At 71.7% G+C, this 19938-nt stretch carries 16 protein-coding genes and 1 pseudogene; 10 read left to right on the top strand and 7 right to left on the bottom strand.

Going from position 1 to position 19938, the window contains the following annotated elements:
• From nadA to ACY5KJ_RS00520, 3 genes are all read left to right on the top strand, one after another.
• On the top strand, window positions 1–1180 hold a 1180-nt coding region (gene nadA, locus ACY5KJ_RS00530), incomplete at its 5' end, for a quinolinate synthase NadA (RefSeq protein WP_462202455.1).
• Window positions 1180–1815 (top strand): DUF3043 domain-containing protein, encoded by a 636-nt coding sequence (locus ACY5KJ_RS00525; RefSeq protein WP_462186318.1) that lies wholly within the window; start codon window positions 1180–1182, stop codon window positions 1813–1815. The genes nadA and ACY5KJ_RS00525, both read left to right, overlap by 1 nt.
• A 46-nt stretch (window positions 1816–1861) precedes the next feature.
• Entirely contained in the window at window positions 1862–2827 is a 966-nt protein-coding gene (locus ACY5KJ_RS00520) for an aldo/keto reductase family protein (RefSeq protein ID WP_462186319.1), read from the top strand.
• Window positions 2828–2890: 63 nt separating this feature from the next.
• Here ACY5KJ_RS00520 and ACY5KJ_RS00515 read toward each other — a convergent pair whose 3' ends face one another.
• From ACY5KJ_RS00515 to ACY5KJ_RS00505, 3 genes are all read right to left on the bottom strand, one after another.
• Window positions 2891–3499 carry a TetR/AcrR family transcriptional regulator gene (locus ACY5KJ_RS00515; RefSeq protein WP_462186320.1) on the bottom strand — a complete coding sequence of 203 codons (609 nt, stop codon included), beginning with the start codon at window positions 3497–3499 and terminating at the stop codon, window positions 2891–2893.
• Between the two features lie 68 nt (window positions 3500–3567).
• Window positions 3568–4047, bottom strand: coding sequence for a nitroreductase/quinone reductase family protein (locus ACY5KJ_RS00510; RefSeq protein WP_462186321.1), 480 nt, complete (start codon window positions 4045–4047; stop codon window positions 3568–3570).
• A 205-nt stretch (window positions 4048–4252) separates the two neighbouring features.
• Entirely contained in the window at window positions 4253–4465 is a 213-nt protein-coding gene (locus ACY5KJ_RS00505; RefSeq protein WP_462186322.1) for a hypothetical protein, read from the bottom strand.
• Between the two features lie 425 nt (window positions 4466–4890).
• Between ACY5KJ_RS00505 and ACY5KJ_RS00500 the strand changes: the two genes are divergently transcribed.
• On the top strand, window positions 4891–5064 hold the full coding sequence (locus ACY5KJ_RS00500; RefSeq protein ID WP_011437513.1) for a hypothetical protein: 174 nt from the start codon (window positions 4891–4893) through the stop codon (window positions 5062–5064).
• 122 nt (window positions 5065–5186) lie between these two features.
• Window positions 5187–6710, top strand: coding sequence for a bifunctional adenosylcobinamide kinase/adenosylcobinamide-phosphate guanylyltransferase (locus ACY5KJ_RS00495; protein ID WP_462202454.1), 1524 nt, complete (start codon window positions 5187–5189; stop codon window positions 6708–6710).
• 20 nt (window positions 6711–6730) lie between these two features.
• Here ACY5KJ_RS00495 and ACY5KJ_RS00490 read toward each other — a convergent pair whose 3' ends face one another.
• The gene (locus ACY5KJ_RS00490; protein ID WP_462186324.1) at window positions 6731–9013 is read right to left on the bottom strand and encodes a hypothetical protein; all 2283 of its coding nucleotides are present in this window, start codon (window positions 9011–9013) and stop codon (window positions 6731–6733) included.
• Between the two features lie 141 nt (window positions 9014–9154).
• A complete protein-coding gene (locus ACY5KJ_RS00485; protein ID WP_462202453.1) occupies window positions 9155–10942 on the bottom strand; it encodes a DUF4062 domain-containing protein in 1788 nt (595 codons plus the stop codon).
• 277 nt (window positions 10943–11219) lie between these two features.
• On the opposite strand from ACY5KJ_RS00485, the gene cobT reads away from it, so the two are divergent.
• Window positions 11220–12311 (top strand): nicotinate-nucleotide--dimethylbenzimidazole phosphoribosyltransferase, encoded by a 1092-nt coding sequence (cobT, locus tag ACY5KJ_RS00480; RefSeq protein WP_462202471.1) that lies wholly within the window; start codon window positions 11220–11222, stop codon window positions 12309–12311.
• Window positions 12311–13144, top strand: coding sequence for an adenosylcobinamide-GDP ribazoletransferase (gene cobS, locus ACY5KJ_RS00475; protein ID WP_462186333.1), 834 nt, complete (start codon window positions 12311–12313; stop codon window positions 13142–13144). Before cobT ends, cobS begins: the two co-directional genes overlap by 1 nt.
• 57 nt (window positions 13145–13201) lie before the next feature.
• On the opposite strand, the gene gcvT is transcribed toward cobS, so the two are convergent.
• Window positions 13202–14317 (bottom strand): glycine cleavage system aminomethyltransferase GcvT, encoded by a 1116-nt coding sequence (gene gcvT / locus ACY5KJ_RS00470; RefSeq protein ID WP_462186325.1) that lies wholly within the window; start codon window positions 14315–14317, stop codon window positions 13202–13204.
• Between the two features lie 120 nt (window positions 14318–14437).
• On the opposite strand from gcvT, the gene ACY5KJ_RS00465 reads away from it, so the two are divergent.
• The 3 genes from ACY5KJ_RS00465 to sucB all read left to right on the top strand — a co-directional run bounded on the left by ACY5KJ_RS00465 (window position 14438) and on the right by sucB (window position 19233).
• Window positions 14438–16021, top strand: coding sequence for a leucyl aminopeptidase (locus tag ACY5KJ_RS00465; protein WP_462186326.1), 1584 nt, complete (start codon window positions 14438–14440; stop codon window positions 16019–16021).
• A 296-nt stretch (window positions 16022–16317) separates the two neighbouring features.
• On the top strand, window positions 16318–17700 hold the full coding sequence (lpdA, locus tag ACY5KJ_RS00460) for a dihydrolipoyl dehydrogenase (RefSeq protein ID WP_462186327.1): 1383 nt from the start codon (window positions 16318–16320) through the stop codon (window positions 17698–17700).
• An 18-nt stretch (window positions 17701–17718) separates the two neighbouring features.
• Window positions 17719–19233, top strand: coding sequence for a 2-oxoglutarate dehydrogenase, E2 component, dihydrolipoamide succinyltransferase (gene sucB / locus ACY5KJ_RS00455; protein WP_462186328.1), 1515 nt, complete (start codon window positions 17719–17721; stop codon window positions 19231–19233).
• 27 nt (window positions 19234–19260) lie between these two features.
• On the opposite strand, the pseudogene ACY5KJ_RS00450 reads toward sucB, so the two are convergent.
• Window positions 19261–19938, bottom strand: a pseudogene (locus ACY5KJ_RS00450) (serine/threonine protein kinase); the annotation flags it as partial.

The following is a 19938-nucleotide window of genomic DNA, read 5'->3' as shown; positions in this document are numbered from 1 at the left end:
CGGCCCGGCCCTCGACCGGGTCGGTGTGACTCCGTCACCGCTGGCCCTGCTGCTACTCGGACGCCAGGCCGACCCGGCCAGCGAGCGTGGCGTGGACTGTCCGGGTGAACTCCCCCCGGCGGCCGATCCGACCCTCACAGCCCGCGCCGCGGCGGCGAAGCGGGCGCTGGGTGATCGGGCATTCATCCTCGGGCACCACTACCAACGCGACGAGGTCATCGCTTTCGCCGACGTGACCGGCGACTCGTTCAAGCTGGCCCAGCAGGCCGCCGCGCGGCCGCAGGCCGAGGCGATCGTCTTCTGCGGCGTGCACTTCATGGCGGAAAGCGCCGACATCCTTACCGGCGCGCACCAGCAGGTGATCCTGCCGGACCTTGCCGCCGGCTGCTCGATGGCGGACATGGCCACAGCCGAGCAGGTCGAGCAGGCCTGGGACGATCTGCTCGACGCGGGAGTCGCCGCCGGCACCGTTCCAGTGAGCTACATGAACTCCTCGGCCGCGATCAAGGCGTTCACCGGGCGCCACGACGGGACGATCTGCACATCGTCGAACGCCAGGCGCGCGCTGGAGTGGGCCTTCGGCGAGCGTGGGGGCGCCCGGGTGCTCTTCCTGCCGGACCAGCACCTCGGCCGCAACACCGCCATCGGGGAGCTGGGGATGAGCGAGCAGGACTGCGTCGTCTACGACCCCCGCAAGCCCTCGGGAGGACTGACCAGCCGGCAGCTGCGCGAGGCGAAGATGATCCTCTGGCGGGGTCACTGCTCGGTACACGGCCGGTTCACCCGCGATAGTGTCGACGAAGTCCGCCGCCGGATCCCCGGGGTGACGGTGCTCGCCCACCCGGAGTGCCGGCGGGAGGTCGTCACCGCGGCCGACCTCGTCGGCTCGACCGAGTACATCATCTCGGTCGTCGATGCCGCTCCCGCCGGATCGGCGTTCGCGATCGGTACCGAGCTGAACCTGGTGCAGCGGCTGGCGACGAGGCACCCTGACCAGACCGTGGTCTTCCTGGACCGTACGGTGTGTTTCTGTTCCACCATGAACCGGATCGACATGCCCCACCTCGTGTGGGCGCTGGAGTCCCTCGTGCGGGGTGAGACGGTGAACCGCATCACCGTCGACCCGGACATGGCCACCTATGCCCGGAAGGCTCTCGACCAGATGTTGGCGCTGCCCTGATGGCTCTGCTGAAACGACGCGGCTCCGCCGGCTCCGATGCCGGCTCCGGTCCCATCGCCGGGGATCCGATCGCCGAGCAGGTGGAGAGGGCCGAACAGGAGAAGGTCGCCGATCCGCGGCGCACGGCGGCCAAGGGCCGACCCACGCCCCGCCGGGCGGAGGCGCGGGCCGCCCGTACGAAGCCCGGTGGGGCGCTCGGCGCCCCGGCGAACAAGCAGGAGGCGCGGGCGGCGCGACGCAGGCAGAGCCAGGAGTACCGCGCGGCGATGATGTCCGGCGACGTCAGCCGGCTGCCACCGCGTGAACGCGCGCCCGAGCGCGTGCTGGCCCGCGACTTCGTGGACACGCGGATCAACGTCGGGTCGTTCTTCCTGCCGATCGCCATCGTCTACTTCGTCGGCGGACTGGTCCCGAACGCATCGATCAAGCTGGCCGCGACCCTGCTGATGCTGCTCGGGATCGTCGCGGTCGTCATCGACTCGCTCCTGCTCTCCTGGCAGGTGAGCCGGCGCGTCGCGGAGAAGTACCCGGACTCCCGGGTGCGGGTGCGGGCCTACGCCGTGCAGCGCGCGCTACTGCCGCGGCGCTGGCGACTCCCCCGCCCGCGGGTCTCCCGCTCCGGCCCGCGCCCCTGATCGACGGTCAGGGCCGACGGTCAGGGCCGACGGCTAAGGTCGTCACGTGAAGCATCGACGTCTCGGGCGCAGCGGCCTGTCGGTCAGTGAGATCTCCTACGGCAACTGGATCACCCATGGTGACCAGATCGAGGCGGATGCGGCGACCGCCTGTGTGCGTGCCGCCCTCGACGAGGGCATCACCACATTCGACACCGCGGACGTCTACGCCGGTACCCGCGCCGAGAGCGTCCTGGGCGAGGCGCTGCAGGGCGTGCGCCGGGAGTCCTACGAGCTGTTCACCAAGGTCTACTGGCCCACCGGCCCGGGCGAGAACGACAAGGGCCTCGGTCGCAAGCACATCATCGAGTCCGCGCACGCCTCGCTGCGCCGTCTGCGCACCGACCACCTCGACCTCTACCAGGCACACCGGTACGACCCAACGGTGCCGGTCGAGGAGACCCTGCGGGCCTTCGACGACCTCGTCCGCGCCGGCAAAGTGCTCTACGTCGGCGTGTCCGAGTGGAGCGCCGAGCAGATCAGCGACGCCGTCCGGCTGGCCGGCGAGCTGGGGCTGGACCGCATCATCTCCAACCAGCCGCAGTACTCGATGCTGTGGCGGACCATCGAGGCCGACATCGTGCCCGTCAGCCGGAAGGCCGGGATCTCCCAGATCGTCTGGTCGCCGATCGCCCAGGGCGTGCTCACCGGCAAGTACCTGCCCGGTCAGCCACCGCCGACCGGCAGCCGGGCCACCGGTGGAACCGGTTCCACCTTCATCTCCCGGCTGCTGCGCGACGACGTGCTGACCGCGGTGCAGGAGCTGCGGCCGATCGCCGCGGACGCCGGGCTGTCGATGGCGCAGCTCGCCATCGCCTGGGTGCTGCAGAACGACAACGTCGCCTCAGCGATCATCGGCGCATCCCGGCCGGAGCAGGTACGGGAGAACGTCAAGGCTGCCGGCGTGACGCTCGACGCGGTGCTGCTCGATCGGATCGACGACGTGCTCGCCAAGGTCGTCACCCGGGCCTGACCCGGGCCTGCCTCCAGGCCTGGCCCCGGGCCCGCCGGCTGCCCCGGATCGAATCGGATCGAATCAGCCAGGTTGGTCGTCGGCCGGGTCGGTTCGGCGGAAAGCGGAGGCCAGCGCCTGCCAGGTCCGGTCGAGATCGGATCCTGGCAGGTAGCGGCCGTCCAGTTCGAGGATCATCATGCCGTGCGCGGCGGCCCACAGGGCTTGCGCAAGATAGGGTTCCCCGGCCGCCCGGTAGAACGGCTCCCCCGCCCAGTCCTCGACGTCGGCGCTCAGTAGCCGACGGTTCAGCGAACCGTCGGTGACCAGGCGGTAGAGGTTCGGATGGGCTCGGGCATAGCCCCGGTACGCGGCCAGCAGGGCCGGGACCACCTCCGCGGAACCGCTGCGGTCGACCACGTCGTGGAGCAACTCCCCGATCTCCATGAGCATGGTCTCGATCAGCTTGGCCTCGAGCTGCGGCTTGCCCGCGAGATGCTTGTACAGCGACGGCGCCCGGATACCGAGGAGATCACCGATCCGGCGCATCGTCAGCGCCCCCGCCCCCTCGGTCTCCAGCACCCCTCGCGCGACCGTGATGATCTCGGTGACCCGCGGCGAGACGGGGCCCAGGACCGGGCGGGGCGCGATCCTGGGCAACGGCAGCTCGCCGGCCGGCCGCACCTCCGCCACCGACCGTGCTCCCCGCGCCGGCGCCGACCCGGATTCCGCCCGCACCGGTGAGGTTGCCGTCCCTGTGTTCACGCCGGCGTGATCACGAAGACGGGATGGCGGGGCGCGATCCGACGGATCTCCTCATCGGACGAGCCCGGCCCGACCCCGTCGAAGAAGGCGCCGACCTCGGCCTTCCACCGCCGCAGGTAGGCCCGCAGCACGGCGACGCTCGCCGCCGGATCCAGCTCGATCGCGGAGTAACGCGTGCGCGACCGGCCACGCAGCAGGTACAGCTCGCCCTGGGCCACGCGCAGATTACGCACCCACTGGCCATGTCCTCGCGCCGAGACCAGGTACTGCTGCCCGTCGAAGATGAGCAGGTTCACCGGGGTCCGGCGCGGCTCGCCGCTGATCCGGCCGCGTACCTCGAGGATCCGGCTGCCCAGGAGGCTGATCCCCGCCCGGGTCAACGCCGCGACGGCGCGGTTGGCCACGTTACGAGTGAACCATCCGGGGGCGAGGTAATGCGCTTCAGCCGGAGTGGATGGGTTGTTGTGCTCGGTCAAGATCTGCACCCTCTCTGCCGACCGGAGCGGCCCGGCGCCAGCCTAAGCGATCTCGATGGTTCGGCCGGCCGGACCACACCGGACAGGCCGACGCCGCTAGCCAACACTGCTAGCTAACGTCGTTAGCCGACCTCTCGTCAAGAGGTAGTTCGGTCGGCACGAATCGGGACCGGCACCGGTCGGGACCGGCACGGGCGGAGGCGGCTCAGGTCACCGGGCGCAGGCTCATCGGCCCGTAGATGCGACGGCCGGCATCGAGGAGCGTCACCTGCGCCACCCCCGCATCGAGCAGGTCACGCCAGGTCTCCCCGAGCCACGTCTCAGCGTCTCCCTGGCTGGTGAACGACTCGGAGGTCGAGTCCCCGCCGACCATCGTGATGGTGCCGTCATCGCCTTCGTAGCGCCAGGTCCAGGTCATGAGTGTGTCCTTCCCACCCGGGCGGCCCGCGCTGGAACCGCCGGCCGTGATCGGCCAGTGCGCCGGCCGGTCGCCCCATCCAACCGCGTGCACCCAGCCGACGCGGGACTCCCGACCCCACCCCAGGGCCGATGATCCATCGTGGCACTGGTCGACCGGCCCGCGGGCCCGGGTCCGGTCGGCCCGTACTACTGGCGCGGTCGGCGATACCGGCGCCAAGATGTCGTGAACGCCGGTAACGTCAGTTCTGGTGGATGCCCGGACGGCACCGCGACCACCACGATCGCGAAGCCGGCGTCACCGGTCATCGCCGGTCGCGCGAGCCGGCGGAGGTCCGCACGGTGAGCACAGCCGCGTCGAAGGCAGGTCCGCACGACAGGCACGTCTGCGTGAGCAGTACGTCGGTACAAGGAGGAAGAACCCGCGTGGGAACGACCGTCTACAACGCAGCGGCCATCGTGGCCGAGTCCGTGGAACACGAGGACGCGCCCCTGACCTGGTGGGCCGCCGCGCTCGTCACCTTCGCGGCGATCTTCCTGCTGGCGGTGGTGCTCACCCTCATGACCCTGTGGGAGCGCAAGCGCCACCCGCACGTCTGAGGTTCCGGAGGCCACGGAGCCTGGCAGGCTTGAGAACCACGGAGCCTGGCAGGCTTGAGAACCCGGAGAGGCGGAGACCCCGGGGGATCCGGGGCGCCACGGGATCCGGGAGACGGAACACGATGAAGGTGACGCTGCTCGGCACCGGCTCGGCGGACGGCTGGCCCAACCCGTGGTGCGACTGCGCATCCTGTGCCTGGGCCAGGGAACACGAAGTACGCGGGCAGACGGCCGTTCTGATCGACGACGCCCTGCTGATCGACTGTGGTCCCGACGTGCCCCGGACCGCTGCCCGGCTCGGAGTACGCCTGTCGGGGCTGCGTCATCTGCTGATCAGCCACGCCCATCCCGATCATCTGGGGCCCGAGAGCCTGATGTGGCGCTCGTGGTCGACAGCCGCGGGACGGCCCCTCGACGTGGTCGGTCCGCCGGGGGCGCTGGCGGCGTGCCGGGAGTTCCTGGCTCGCTGGGAGCGATCCGATCCGGACCGGGACGGCTCGCCGCTGCGGCTGATCGCCGTGGTGCCCGGGGGCACGCCGACGGCACCCGGGCCCCTGCGCCTCGGCGGGGACGATCGGCAGGCCGCGGAGGACCGGGGATCCGCGGAGGATCAGGAGTCCCCGAGCGATCGGGGTTACCTCGTTCGACCGGTCGCCGCCCGGCACGGTGACGCGAGCATCGGGCCGGCCGTGCTCTACGACGTGACGGCGCCGGACGGTGGACGCCTGCTGTACGGCTGCGACACCGCGGCGCCGCTGCCGGCGGAGACGCTCGAGGCGGTCACCGGCCGCGCCTACGACGTCGTGTTGCTGGAGGAGAACAACGGCGACCGGCCGGGGTTCGGCGAGCACCTTGACCTCGACACCTTCGGTCAGCTCGTGGCCGAGCTGCGCCGCCGCGGCGCCGTGGTGCCGAGCACCCTGGTACTGGCCGTTCATCTGAGTCACCGCAACCCGCCCGGCGACGAACTGGCCCGCCGGCTCCAGCTCGCCGGCGCGCTGGCACCGGCGGACGGGACCGTCTATGACACCGTCCCGGCCGCCCGGCGGCAGCCACCACAGCCGTCTCAGCCAGCACAGCCACCACGGGCACCAGGGCGGTGGCAGCGCCCGGTGTTCCCGGCACCACACCGGCTCCTGATCACGGGGGGTGCCCGGTCGGGGAAGTCGGCCGAGGCCGAACGCCGGCTGCTCGCCGAACCGGAGGTGGTCTACGTCGCGACATCGGCGCCGCCTGATCCGGCCGACGCCGAGTGGTCCGAGCGGATCGCCGCACACCGGCGGCGGCGCCCGGCCGCCTGGACGATCGTGGAGACGGTCGATCTGGTCCCCCTGTTGCGCTCTCCCGGACCACCGCTGCTCATCGACGGTCTGGGGCTGTGGGTCGGCGCCTGGCTGGACCGTCCGGACGAGTTGCGCATCCGCGCGGAGGAGCTCGTTGACGCCTGGCGGGCCACCGGCCGCCGGGTCGTCGCGGTCACGGACGAGGTCGGTTCCGGAGTCGTTCCCCCGGCCGAGGCCGGCCGCCGGTTTCGCGACGCGCTCGGCCGTCTCAACGCCGATCTCGCGGCCGAGGCCGACGAGGTGTGGCAGGTGGTCGCGGGCATCCCCCTCCGGCTGCGACCGTTCCCGCACGAGCGGTCATAGCGTCCTCACGGGACGAATCCTCACGGGACGAATCCTCCCGTGAGGAAGTCGTAGCGATAGAGCCCGGCCGAGCAGGCCACGATGAGACCGGCCAGTTCGGTCGCGGGAAGCCACCGGCAGGACCGGGCCGCGCCCTCGAAACGCATCATGGTGGCGCATCGCCAGGTCGAGGTGTCCCAGATGCGCAGCGCGCCATCGCCGCCCGCGGTGGCGAGCCACGCCCCGTTCGGAGAGAAGGCCGCGTCGCGCACGGTGTGGACGTGTCCGATGAGCGTCGCCACCGCCGCGCCGTCGCTCACCCGCCAGACCCGCACGGTGTGGTCGGCTCCCGCGGAGGCCACCAGCGCGCCATCCGGGGAGATCCCCACGCCCAGCACGTTGTCGGTGTGGCCGGTGAGCACAGCCCGCTGCTCCAACGTCGCCACGTCCCACAACCGCACGGTGCGGTCATTGCCGCCCGAGGCCAGCCACCTGCCGTCCGGGCTGACCGCGCAGGCCTGCACCGGACCGCGATGACCCGCCTGATCAACAGAGCCCACCAGACCGCGGGGATCCTCGGAACCGCTCGACGCGGCAGCGGTGGCGGCAGCAAAGGTGGCCAGCCACTCGCCCCCCTCGGTCTCCCACATCCGCAGCGAGCCGTCCCCGCAGGCCCCGACGAGCCAGGAACCGGTGGGGTCGACAGCGAATCCGTAGATCTCGACGTCGGCCGTCAGCACGGCCTGTACCGTCGCGGTGACGGGATCCCACAGCCCGACCGCGTTCGTGTCCACGGGTACGACCGCCCAGGAACCGTCGGGTGCGGCCACCGACCCGCGGGCCTGCTGGACACGACCGCCACTGCTCGCCGCGCCTGGCTCTCCCGTGGCCAGATCCCAGGCGGTCGCGGTGCCGTCGTCGGAGTAGGCGACGACCAGGGTGGGCGCGTCCCGCCCGCGGGGGACCACCACGGCGCAGCCCCGCATCGCCTCGTCCCGGCCACTCGCGGCGGGCTTGGGCAGGGTGACGTCGGTTGCCCACAACCGGATGCTGCCGTAGCGGCCCGCGGCGGCGACCCATGATCCGTCCGGGGAGACCACGCACGTGCGGCTTCCGACGGCGCCGACCAGCTCCGCGCGATGGGTGCCGCGCTCGGCGTCCCAGAGCCGGATCGCTCCCTCCCAGCTGGTCGTCGCCAGGAGGCGGCCATCCGGGCCGACCGCGGCGCACCGCACGGACCCGGCACCATCGCTGATCACGCGGTCCTGCCGGCCGGCGGGCATTGACCATCGGCGGACTGTTCCGTCCTGCCCCGACGAGCCGAGCCAGCTACCGTCTGGAGCGACGGTCAGCGAGAGTACGGATCCGGCATGGCCCGTGAGGGTCAACCTCGGGGCTCCGGTCGTCGCATCACAGATCCGGATGACGGAGTCGTCACCCGCGACGGCGATCCAGCTTCCGTCCGGCGCCGGCACCCAGCAGCGCAGCGCCGCGCCGGAGACGGGGACGGGGACCTGAAAGACAGAATCTCCGCTCACAACGTCCCAGCGGATCAGGGTCCCGGCCCCGCCGGCCGAGATGATCCCCGCCCCGTCAGGAGTGAAGGCGCAGGTGTTGACCTCGCCGGCAGGCCCGGTCAGCACCCGGGGCTCGGGCCGGTCCGGCGAGGCTGCGGCGGTGACGGCGGTGATGGCGGACAGAGCGGCGCCGTCCGCCTGCCCGTCGTCGAGACTCCGAGCATCCCGAAGACCAGAAGCATCCCCAAGAGCCGGGGCATCCCCGAAAGCCGGGACATCCCCGAGATCCGGCACGTCGACGGGATCGGGCGCGGTCCATAGGCGGACCGTTCCGTCGGCACCGGCCGAGGCGATGGTTCTCCCGTCCGGCGCCACCGCGCAGGCCAGCACCGGACCGTGGTGGCCCGTGAGCACGGCACGGGATCGTCCCTCCGGGACGTCCCAGACGCGAACCGTTCCATCGCTACCGGCCGATACCAGCCAATCGCCGCTGGGAGCAACGGCGAGCCCGTGCACCCACCGCCGGTGGCCACCGAAGGCGCGGCGCAGCGCCGGATGCGGCTGGTCGGGCAGGGACCAGCGGTTAGCCAGGCGAGGTACGCCGACGTACCGGTCCAGCTGCGACCGGGCCGCCGCGAGCTCGGGCCGTTCGTCGAAGCGGCTGAGCACGACGGCGCCGAGGGCCTCCGGCGGGTCGGTGGGGGCCAGCAGATGCGCGCTCTGGGCGACGGTCCGGCTCAGCACCGCCAGCACGGGATCGGTGGGCAGAGCGGAGGTGGCGATGGCCAGATCAGCCTCGAGCGCCACCGGGCCGAGGTGCGGGCGGGCGAGTTTGGCGAGGGTCCATCGCAGGTCGTGCAGCAGGGCGGCGACCTCGTCGGTCCGTTCCGCTCCGGTGAGATGACGGACCAGATAGGCCCAGGCGTATCCGGCGGAGTCGGGCAGCAGTCACCAGGGCGCCGGCATCCGCGACGGTCCGGCGGTGGCGGTCCCGGTGGCGAGAAAGGCGGTGTAGAGGGCATCGCACAGCAGGGCGTCGAGTTCACGCAGCCGTGCCGGGCCGACCCGGACCCGCAGATAGGTGCGAAGCACATCCTGCAGGAGCAGGGAGGGTGGCGTCTGTCGATAGGCGACGACCAGGGACAGGTCCGCGAGCTCCTGGCAGAGATCGTCGACCTCGTCCGGATCGAGGTCGACGGTGGCTCCCCAGTACGCCTCGAGTACCTCCCGGGGAATCTCGACGTCCTCGGGAAACACGGCGAGCTCGAGATAACGCTCCAACCGATGCCCGGTGAGCAGCCCAAGGCTCGCCCCCAGGGTCACCTCCACGGCCTCGTTCCGGTCCGCCGCCCGGCTGACGTCAAGCCCGGTCGGACCGCGCCGCTCGAGGCGACGCAGCACCCGCTCGACGGCCCGCGGCACGGTCATCCCATCCCGAATGTGCCGCACCAGGGTCCGGTTCACCAGGCTCAGCAGCATCGGCCACCGACCGGTGACGACCAGCAGCCGCGCCGCGGCCTCCGCCGGCACACCACCGCCGACGTCCCGCAGCAGCAGCGCCATCGCCTCACCGTGGGCCATGGTCGGCATCTCAACCATGCGGGCCCGGGGAGCAAGGTCGCGCAGCCGCGTGGTGACCAGCCGCACCGTGTTCGGACCGCCCTGCAGGAAGGGGCGGAGCTGGGCGCGTTCCCACACGTCGTCGACGATGAGAAGCCGGGGCTCGTCGCCGAGCAGCGTGCCGAGATGAAAACCGGCCTGCTCGGGATCGGAGAGGGCGGGACGAAGACCCGAGAGCGCCTCACTGAGATCATTGACCCGGTCGGCGAGGTGCGCGCCGCCGAGCGACTCCCCGATCGTCACCCACAGCACGCCACCGCCGAACCGCCTGGCGATCTCCGGACGCCGACAGACCTGCTGAGCCAGGGTCGTCTTTCCGATTCCGCCCGTTCCGTACAGGACGACCGGTGCGTCCATCACCCCGCCCGCCGACGCCCCGGAAAACCCCGACGCCCCGGAAGACCCCGCGTCGGCCGCGGGCGTCGCCCCGGCGAGCACCTGCGCGAGAACCGCGGAGGTGAGCGCCGGCCGGGCAACGACACCGCCGCGGTCCGCAGGCACCATCCATGGTCGACGCGGTCGTCCCGGCACCGCCTGGTCCACCGCGGTGGACGGCCCCGCCAGGAGCGACCTGCCCGCGGCCGCCTCCCGGCGCTGGCTCTCCCGCAGCTTCACCAGGGCGTCGAGGACGGCGGTCTCCAAGTCACCCGCGTTGCGGAAGTCGGTCGTGATGATGCCCGATTCCCGCAGCCGGGCACGGAATCGCTTCTGGCGAGCGGGATGCAGGTCGTCGACGAAGTCTCCGAACGGCACCTCGGCGTAGTAGTCGAGGAGGAACACCAGGCGGGGGATCCCGGCGGCGGTTGCCGTGTCGAACTCCAGCTCGGTGTACGAGACCTGCGGCCGGCCGGGCAGCGGGGAGCCGTAACGGAAGCCGATGAGGCCGATGTAGACATCGGACGAGCGGACAGCGCGGATGCAGAACTCCGCCGGATCGTCGTCGCGAGCCCCGAAGTACGCCATGTCGATGACCCGGTCCCCGGCCAGCGCGACAGCACGTTCGGCCGCCGCCACGAACGAGCGGTCCCGCGGAAAACGACGCAGCTCAGCGGTGTGGCTCAGGAACACCCGGCGTTCGTGCCCGCCGGCCGCTCCCCCGATGGGAACGGCCGGCACCGGCACCGCGGGCGCTGACACATCCGGCAAAGTACCCGATCTCAACAGCCCGCCGCCTCCGCAACCGGCCTTTGCCAGCCACGCCGGCAAGGACCAACCGTCCCGGCCGCGCCGATCGGCACAATCATGCGGTACGGGGACCGCTGGGAGATACCTTCGCGGGGATGTGGTGCGTTGCCGACCGAGCGGATCAGGTAGTAAGGATCCCGTGGATCCCGATGCGTCAGGCAGCGCCGTTCCCGCCGTTCCCGCCGTTCCCGCGCTGGACTCCGACGCGATGGCGGCGGCTCGCCAGCGGCAGACCGAACTGACCAAGCCACCCGGGGCGCTGGGCCGGCTCGAGGATCTGTCCATCTGGCTCGCCGGCGCACAGGCGACCTGCCCGCCCCGTCCCTTCGCCCGGATCCGGGCGGTCGTGATCGCCGGCGACCACGGTGTCGCCCAGGCCGGGGTGTCCGCCTTCCCCAGCGACGTGACCGCCCAGATGATCTCGAACTTCGCCGCGGGCGGCGCGGCGGTCAACGTGCTGGCCCGCCATGTCGGGGCCGCCGTGCGCGTGGTGGACGTGTCCGTGGACACCGCGCGGCCCCTCACGCCGGGCGGGGTGGATGGATCGGCCGCACCGGAGCGCTATCGGGTGCGACGGTCGAGCGGACGGATCGACCGCACCGATGCGCTGTCGGTCGCGGAGGCGGACGCCGCGTTCGCCGTCGGCCGACTCATCGCGGACGAGGAGATCGACGCGGGCGCGGACCTGCTTGTTCCCGGCGAGATGGGGATCGGCAACACAACCCCCGCAGCCACCATCGTGGCGCTGCTGTGCGACCGGGAGCCGATCGAGGTGGTCGGCCGCGGGACGGGGATCGACGACCAACGCTGGATGATCAAGACGACCGCGATCCGGGACGCGATGCGGCGCGGCCGGCTGTTCACCGGCGACGCGCATTCGGTGCTGCGGGTCGTCGGTGGAGCCGATCTGCTCGCCCTGGCCGGGCTGCTGGTGCAGTCCTCCGTGCGACGGACGCCGGTCATCCTCGACGGTGTGATCGTCTGCGCGGCGGCGCTGGCCGCAGAGCGGATCGCCCCGGGAGCAAACCAGTGGTGGGTGGCCGGCACCCGGTCCACCGAGCCCGCCCAGGGAATCGCACTGGACGCACTCGGTCTGACCCCCCTGGTCGACGCCGGCCTGCGTCTCGGGGAGGGTACCGGTGCGCTCCTCGCCGTTCCGTTCCTGCGGGCGGCCCAGGCCACGCTGGCCGAGATGGCGACGTTCGACCAGGCCGGTGTCAGCGGGAAAGCCGAGGTCGGCGGGGAAGCCGAGGTCAGCGGCAGCCAGGAGGACTCGGGCCCCGCGGCCGGTGCCCCGTGATGCTCGAGGCGAGAACAGCATTCACGCTGCTCACCGTCCTGCCGCTGCGGGGCCCGGAGCACACCGACCGGCGGCTCGCGGGCCGGGCGATGGCCCTGGCACCCTTCGTCGGCCTGGCCTTGGGGCTGCTTGCCGGCAGTGCGGTGTTCGCCACCCGGATCGTCACGGCGGTTCCCGGTCAGCGCACCCAGACCCTGCTGCCGGCCGTCGTCGGCGTCGCGGTGCTCGCTCTGGTCACCCGGGGCCTGCATCTCGACGGGCTGGCCGATCTCGGGGACGGGCTCGGCGCCTGGCGAGCGCGGGGCAGGGATCGCGCCTTGGAGATCATGCGCGAGTCGACCATCGGAGCCTTCGGAGCGATCATTGTCCTGTTCGTGGTGCTGCTTCAGGTCGGGGCCCTGAGCACGACGATCTCGGCGCATCGCGGCACGCTGTCGATTCTGGTCGCCGCGATGACCAGCAGGCTCGCGGCCACCCTGGCCTGTACCGGCGCCATCCCGCCGGCTCGGCCGGATGGCCTCGGTGCGCTGGTCGCGGGAACCGTGCGGACCCGGGACGCGGTGCTGTCCTTCCTGGCTGTCTGCGCCGTCGCGGCGCTGGCCGGACTGCTGGACTTCGACGGCGGCGACCCCGGCCGGGCGCTGCGAGCGGTCCTCGCGGTCTGGGTCGGGACAGGCGTCTCGTTCCTGCTCCGGCGGTATCTGCTCACGCGCTTCGGCGGGATCACCGGAGACATCCTCGGCGGGCTTATCGAGATCACCGCGGCGGCGACCCTGCTCGCCATGGCCATGACGATCCCGACGCCCGTCCTGCACGCCCTCGGCCTGCACTGACAGCGCGGCGGACGCCGCCCGCTGGAGTCCGCCGGGCAGGCCCGCCCGGCGGCTGGGCTACTTGGGCGAGGACCCGACGAACGGCGGCCGGACAACCGTCATGGGACTCGGACGGCCCCGGACGTCGACGTTCACCGTGTCGCCCGCCTGCACGGACCGGTCCAGCAGGGCGAGTCCGATCCCCTGGCGCAGCGTCGGAGAGAACGTGCCGCTGGTGACCTCACCGACCGTGGCACCAGCCGCGGAGGTCACGGTCATGTGCGGACGGGGAATCGCCCGGCCGGTGGACCGCAGCCCCCACAGCAGGCGGGAGGCGCCGGCGGACCGCTCCGCGAGCAGGGCGTCGCGTCCCCAGAAGCGATCCTTGTCCCAGCCAACGGCCCATCCGGAGCGGGCCTGGACCGGCGTGATCGACAAGGAGAGGTCCTGGCCATGCAGCGGATACCCCATCTCGGTCCGCAGCGTGTCGCGGGCGCCGAGGCCGACCGGCACGACGCCGAGCGGCTCACCTGCCGCGAACAGCGCATCCCACAGCGCAGGGGTGTCGTCCCAACGGGGCAACAGCTCGTAGCCTCGCTCTCCGGTGTAGCCCGACCGGCACACGATCACCGGGTGGCCCTTCCACTCCGCGTCGACGAAACTCATGTACGTCCCGCCGGTGGGCAGGCCGAGGGCGCCGAGCAGGTCGGCGCAGGCCGGTCCCTGGACCGCCACCACGCCGTACCCGGTGTGCAGGTCGGTGACGGACACGCCCGCCGGCGCCGCCGCGGCAAGGCGAGCGACGACCTGTGCGGTGTTCGCGGCATTCGGGACGAGGAAGACCTCCTCGCCGGAGTACAGGTAGGCGATCAGATCGTCGACGACCCCGCCGGTCTCCTCGCAGCACAAGGTGTACTGCGCCTGGCCGGGGCCGATCCGGCGCAGGTCGTTGGTCAGGCAGGCGTTGACGAAGGCGGCGGCGCCGGGGCCGGCGATCCTGGCCTTGCCGAGATGGCTGACATCGAAGATCCCGACCGCGCCGCGGACCGCCTGGTGCTCGGCGAGCACCCCGCGGCCGGCGTACTCGATCGGCATCTCCCAGCCACCGAACCCGGCCATCTTCGCGCCCAGCTCGACGTGCCGGTCGTACAGCGGGGATCGACGCAGCTCTGGGGATCGACGCAGCTCTGCCATGGCCAGCAGCCTAGTATCAGGCCGGCACCGGCCGAAACGACCGCGGGCCTGGCCTCCGGCCACCCGCCGGTGGCGTCCGGATCACCGCCGGGAAGACGTCCCGTTCAATACGCTCACTGCATGACCACCATCGTGCCCAGTACCGCCGCTCTCGCCGATCTCGATGTGGACGCGGTGGTGATCGGCACCGCCACCGGCGACGAGGGGCTCCTCGTGACCGGGGGCGCGGCGGACCTGGACACCGCGCTCGGCGGCCGGCTGACGGAGGTGCTTGCCTCGCTGGGTGCGACCGGCAAGGCCGGCGAAACGGTCCGCTTCGCCACCCTCGGTGCCGTGCCCTGCACGACGGTCCTCGCGGTCGGGCTGGGCCCCCTCGCCACGTCGTCCACGCCGATGTCGTCCACGCCGATCGACACCGAGGCACTACGCCGGGCGTCCGGGGTCGCGGTGCGCTCCCTCGCCGGGACCGCGCGGGTGGCCGTCGCTCTGGTGGCCGCGCCGGGCGCGGTCACGCCGGAGTCGGTGCGGGCCGTGACCGAAGGCGCGTTGCTCGGCACCTACTCCTATGACGGGCTGCGCACCACGTCAGCGAACGGCCGCCCACGCCCCGTCGAGGAGCTGACGCTGCTCGTTGACGAGCAGAGCCTCCCGACGGCGGAAGAGGAACTGCGCCGGGCCGTCATCATCACGGATGCGGTCACCCTGGTCCGCGATCTGGTGAACACTCCGCCGAGCCATCTGTCCCCCGCCCTGCTCGCCGACATCGCCGTCGAGCGGGCCACCGCCGCCGGCGTGACAGTCGAGGTCCTCGACGAGGTGACGCTCGCCGAGGGCGGCTTCGGAGGCCTGCTCGGTGTCGGCCAGGGATCCGCGAATCCGCCGCGGCTGGTGCGGCTGGAATGGCGCGGCGGTGGATCCGAGCGGCCGGCGCTGGCGCTGGTCGGCAAGGGCATCACCTTCGATTCCGGGGGATTGTCCCTGAAGCCGTCGACATCCATGGAATGGATGAAGACCGACATGGCGGGCGCGGCCGCGGTGCTCGGCACCGTCATCGCCGCGGCCCGGCTCAAGCTCCCGATCACTCTCACCGGCTGGATGCCCTGCGCGGAGAACATGCCCTCGGGCGACGCGATCCGTCCCTCCGACGTTCTCACCCTGCGCGGCGGCACCCGGGTGGAGGTGCTCAACACCGACGCTGAGGGCCGGCTGGTGCTCGCCGACGCCCTCGTCCGCGCCAACGAGGAGTCACCGGACCTGATCGTGGACGTGGCCACCCTGACCGGCGCACAGATTGTCGCCCTCGGCCACCGGACGAGCGGGCTGATGGGTCGTGCGGCCGCGGTGGACGCGGTCGCGGCGGCGGCCGCCGCCGCCGGCGAGAGCGTCTGGCCGATGCCCCTTCCGCCGGATCTGCGCAAGGGACTGGACTCAACAGTGGCCGACATCGCCAACGTGCCACCGGGAGGCAACCGGGATGGCGGCATGCTGGTCGCCGCGCACTTCCTCGCCTCGTTCGTCCCCGAGAAGGTGTCCTGGGCGCACATCGACATCGCCGGTCCCTCCTGGAACGGTGGAGAGCCCTACGGCCACACCCCCAAGGGGGGGACCGGCATGATCGTACGCACGCTCGTCCAGCTGGCGCAGGACCGCGCGGCGATGGTGGCCTCCCCCGGTTCGGCCACCAGTTCCCCGGCTGAGAGCTGACCTGCGGAGGAAGGTAGGTACACAACGGTTGCTGGCGCATCGCGCAATGCAGCACACTCACGCCCATCCGAGCGGCGGTGGACGCACGACGTGAAAGACTGGCATCCGGTCGCCGTGGCTAGGCGAGTCGTGGCCTGACGCTCCTGCTTCGGCGGCCGCGCTCAGCGGCGGGAACGCCGTCGGGAGCGGCGGCCAACCGCGCCACCGGCTTCGCCGCCGAGCGTAGCGGGCACTACGAGTAACGCTCTCAGCACCACCAGCAAGACCTCAGGATTCAACGAGAAGGGACCCCTGGCGTGACGAATTCAGCGGCCGGTCCCGTCGACCTGGTCATCCTCGGTGGCGGCAGCGGCGGATACGCCGCCGCGCTGCGCGCCGCGGAACTCGACCTGAGCGTCGTTCTGATCGAGAAGGACAAGCTCGGCGGCACCTGCCTGCACCGAGGTTGCATCCCGACCAAGGCGCTGCTGCATTCGGCGGAGATCGTTGACAACATCAACGAAAGCGAGGCCTTCGGGGTTCGCTCGACCCTCGACGGCATCGACATGGCCACGGTCAACTCCTACAAGGACTCGGTCGTCGCCGGGCTCTTCAAGGGGCTGACCGGCCTGATCAAGTCCCGGGGGATCGAGGTCGTCGAGGGATTCGGCCGGCTGGTCTCCCCGACCGCCGTGGCCGTCGGAGACCGGGTCATCGAGGGGCGGCACGTCCTGCTCGCGACCGGTTCGTACTCCAAGACCCTGCCCGGCCTGGACATCGACCACGACAAGGTCATCACCAGCGATGACGCCTTGGCCCTCGACCGTGTGCCGGCCTCCGCGGTGGTACTGGGCGCCGGGGCCATCGGATGCGAGTTCGCCTCCGTCTGGCGGTCCTACGGGGCCGAGGTGACCATCGTCGAGGCGCTGCCGCACCTCGTCCCGCTCGAGGACGAGTCCAGCTCCAAGCTGCTGGAGCGCGCCTTCCGCAAGCGCGGCATCAAGCAGCATCTCGGCGCGCGGTTCTCCGGGGTGAAGTCCACCGACCAAGGCGTGACGGTGTCCCTCGAGAACGGGACCACCATCGAGGCCGAACTGCTGCTCGTCGCAGTCGGTCGTGGACCGGTCTCGGAAGGTCTCGGCTACGAGGAGGTCGGCATCGCGACCGACCGCGGCTACGTGCTGGTCGACCGTCAGCTGCGCACGAACATTCCGACCGTGTCCGCGCTGGGCGACCTGCGGCCCGGGCTCCAGCTCGCCCACGTCGGCTTCGCCGAAGGCATCTTCGTCGCAGAGCAGCTCGCCGGGCTGGGCCCGGTGCCGGTCGACTACGACAACGTTCCGCGGGTCACCTACTCCCATCCGGAGGTGGCCTCGGTCGGCCTGACCGCCGCGGTCGCCAGGGAGCGGTACGGCGAGATCAAGACGGTCACCTACAACCTGGCGGGCAACGGCAAGTCCCAGATCCTCAGGACCTCCGGTGCGGTCACTCTGATCGCGGTCCCCGATGGTCCGGTGGTGGGCGTGCACATGGTCGGCGACCGGGTCGGCGAGCTCATCGCCGAGGCTCAGCTCATCACCAACTGGGAGGCGTTCCCCGCCGAGGTCGCCCAGCTCATCCACCCGCATCCCACGCTGTCCGAGGCTCTCGGCGAGGCGCATCTGGCGCTGGCCGGCAAGCCCCTTCACGTCCACGGTTAGCGGGCACCGCCCTGGATCGTGCCTGCCCGCGCCACCCCCGCGGCCCGATCCGCCCAGGATTCAGGCCACGCCAAGCATGAGCGCCTCCGGCCGGCCGCCCGCGCGGTGCAGATGCCGGACGCGACGAAGGAGTCGTTCCGCATGTCTGTATCTGTCAGAATGCCCCGGCTCGGGGAGAGTGTCTCCGAGGGAACCGTCACACGGTGGCTGAAGCAGGAGGGTGAACGCGTCGAGGCCGACGAGCCACTGCTCGAGGTCAGCACCGACAAGGTCGACACCGAGATCCCCGCCCCCGCCTCCGGTGTCGTCAGCTCGATCAAGGTCGCCGAGGATGAGACCGTCGAGGTCGGCGTCGAGCTCGCGGTGATCGACAACGGGTCCGCGGGTGGCGGCGCCGCACCGGCGCAGGCCGCGCAGGCGCCCGCCGCGCCGGAACCCGTGAAGCCGGCTGCCGCGACGCCTCCGCCTCCGCCTACTCCGACGCCCGCACCCGCTCCGACGCCCACGCCGGCACCGGCGTTCGCTCGTCAGCCGGAGCCCACCCCGGTCCCGGCCCAGATCCCGGCCGCCGCCAACGGGAACGGCGACGGCATCGGTCGCTACGTCACCCCGCTCGTGCGCAAGATGGCCGCCGAGCTCAGCGTGGACCTGGGGACCGTGGCGGGAACCGGGCCGGGTGGACGTGTCACCAAGCAGGACATCCAGGACGCCGCCCGGTCGCGGGACGCGGCTCCCGCAGCGCAGGAGACTCCCGCGGCCCACCCCACAGCCCCAGCTGCCCCGGCCGTGGCGCCGACCGGCGCAGCCCCCGTCCGCGGACGGACCGAGAAACTCTCCCGCCTGCGGGCGTTGGTCGCTCGCCGCATGGTCGAGTCGCTGCAGATCAGCGCGCAGCTCACCACCGTGGTGGAGGCCGACGTCACCCGGATCGCACGGCTGCGGGACCGGGCGAAGAGCGACTTCCAGGCTCGGGAGGGCATCAAGCTGTCATTCCTGCCGTTCTTCGCCTTGGCGACCTGCGCGGCGCTGCGTGAGTTCCCGCAGCTCAACTCCAGCATCGACGTCGAGGCGGGCACGGTCACCTACCACGGGGAGGAGAACCTCGGCATAGCCGTGGACTCCGAGCGTGGTCTGGTCGTGCCCGTCATCCACAACGCCGGCGATCTCAATCTCATCGGGCTGGCACGCAAGATCGACGACCTGGCGAGCCGCACCCGGGCCAACCGAATCTCGCCCGACGAGCTCGGCGGGGGCACCTTCACCCTGACGAACACCGGCAGTCGAGGCGCCCTGTTCGACACGCCGATCATCAACCAGCCGCAGGTGGGCATCCTCGGCACCGGCATCGTGACGAAGAAGCCGGCCGTCGTCGACGATCCGGAGCTGGGCGAGATCATCGCGGTTCGTTCGACGGTGTACCTGTCCCTCACCTACGACCACCGCATCGTCGACGGTGCCGACGCAGCTCGCTTCCTGGCCTTCATTAAGCACCGGCTGGAAAACGGAGCCTTCGAAGCCGAACTCGGTCTGTAGCCCGGTCCCGGCCGGCTGACCGGACGGTCAGCCGGCCGGGACCGGGACGTTCTCCGAGACCCGCCAGCCGGAGCCGGTACGGATCAGGGTGAGGTCACGCCGTTCCGGCGGCTTCGCCGCCTGATGCGCCAGCACCTTCCCCCCGGCGTCGAGGAAATCGTAGGCGTTCAGGCGTTGGGTGACCCGCAGCACGGTGCGGTCCGGTTCCTCGACCCGGACCTTGAGATCGAGGATGTCGCTGCGCAGTGCCGAGGCATGCGCCCCCCTCGCGACCACCTGCCTCATCAACGCGACGTCCGAAGCGTGCAGCTCACTACCCGCGGCATCAGACTCTGTCAGGAGGTTCTCGTCAGCCCGCTCGAACGCACGGCTGCGCGCGGTGTTCAACTCGGCGAGTACCGAACGCCAGACCTGCTCGGGCGACTGATTGGCGACCGGCGACGCCGTCGGTTCCCGCCCAGCCGCGGAGGCTGCACCGGTTGGTGGCGCAGACGTCCCGGCCGCGCCGGGCGCATCGTCCTTCTCCGGGCTGGCCAGCAGCAACGCGACGGCCACCACGACCACCAGCAGGCCCAGCCCGGCGGTCACCGGGAACAGCAATCGCTGGCGGCGGGCTCCCACCCGACGCGGTCGGCGCGCGGAGGTCGGCCGGGTGCTTCGGCCCGGAGAGCTGAGGCCCCCCGGGGTGGCCGCACCCCCGGTGGC

It is taken from the genome of Frankia sp. CcWB3, from assembly GCF_977927595.1.
This window is presented reverse-complemented; position numbering and strand designations above follow the sequence as displayed.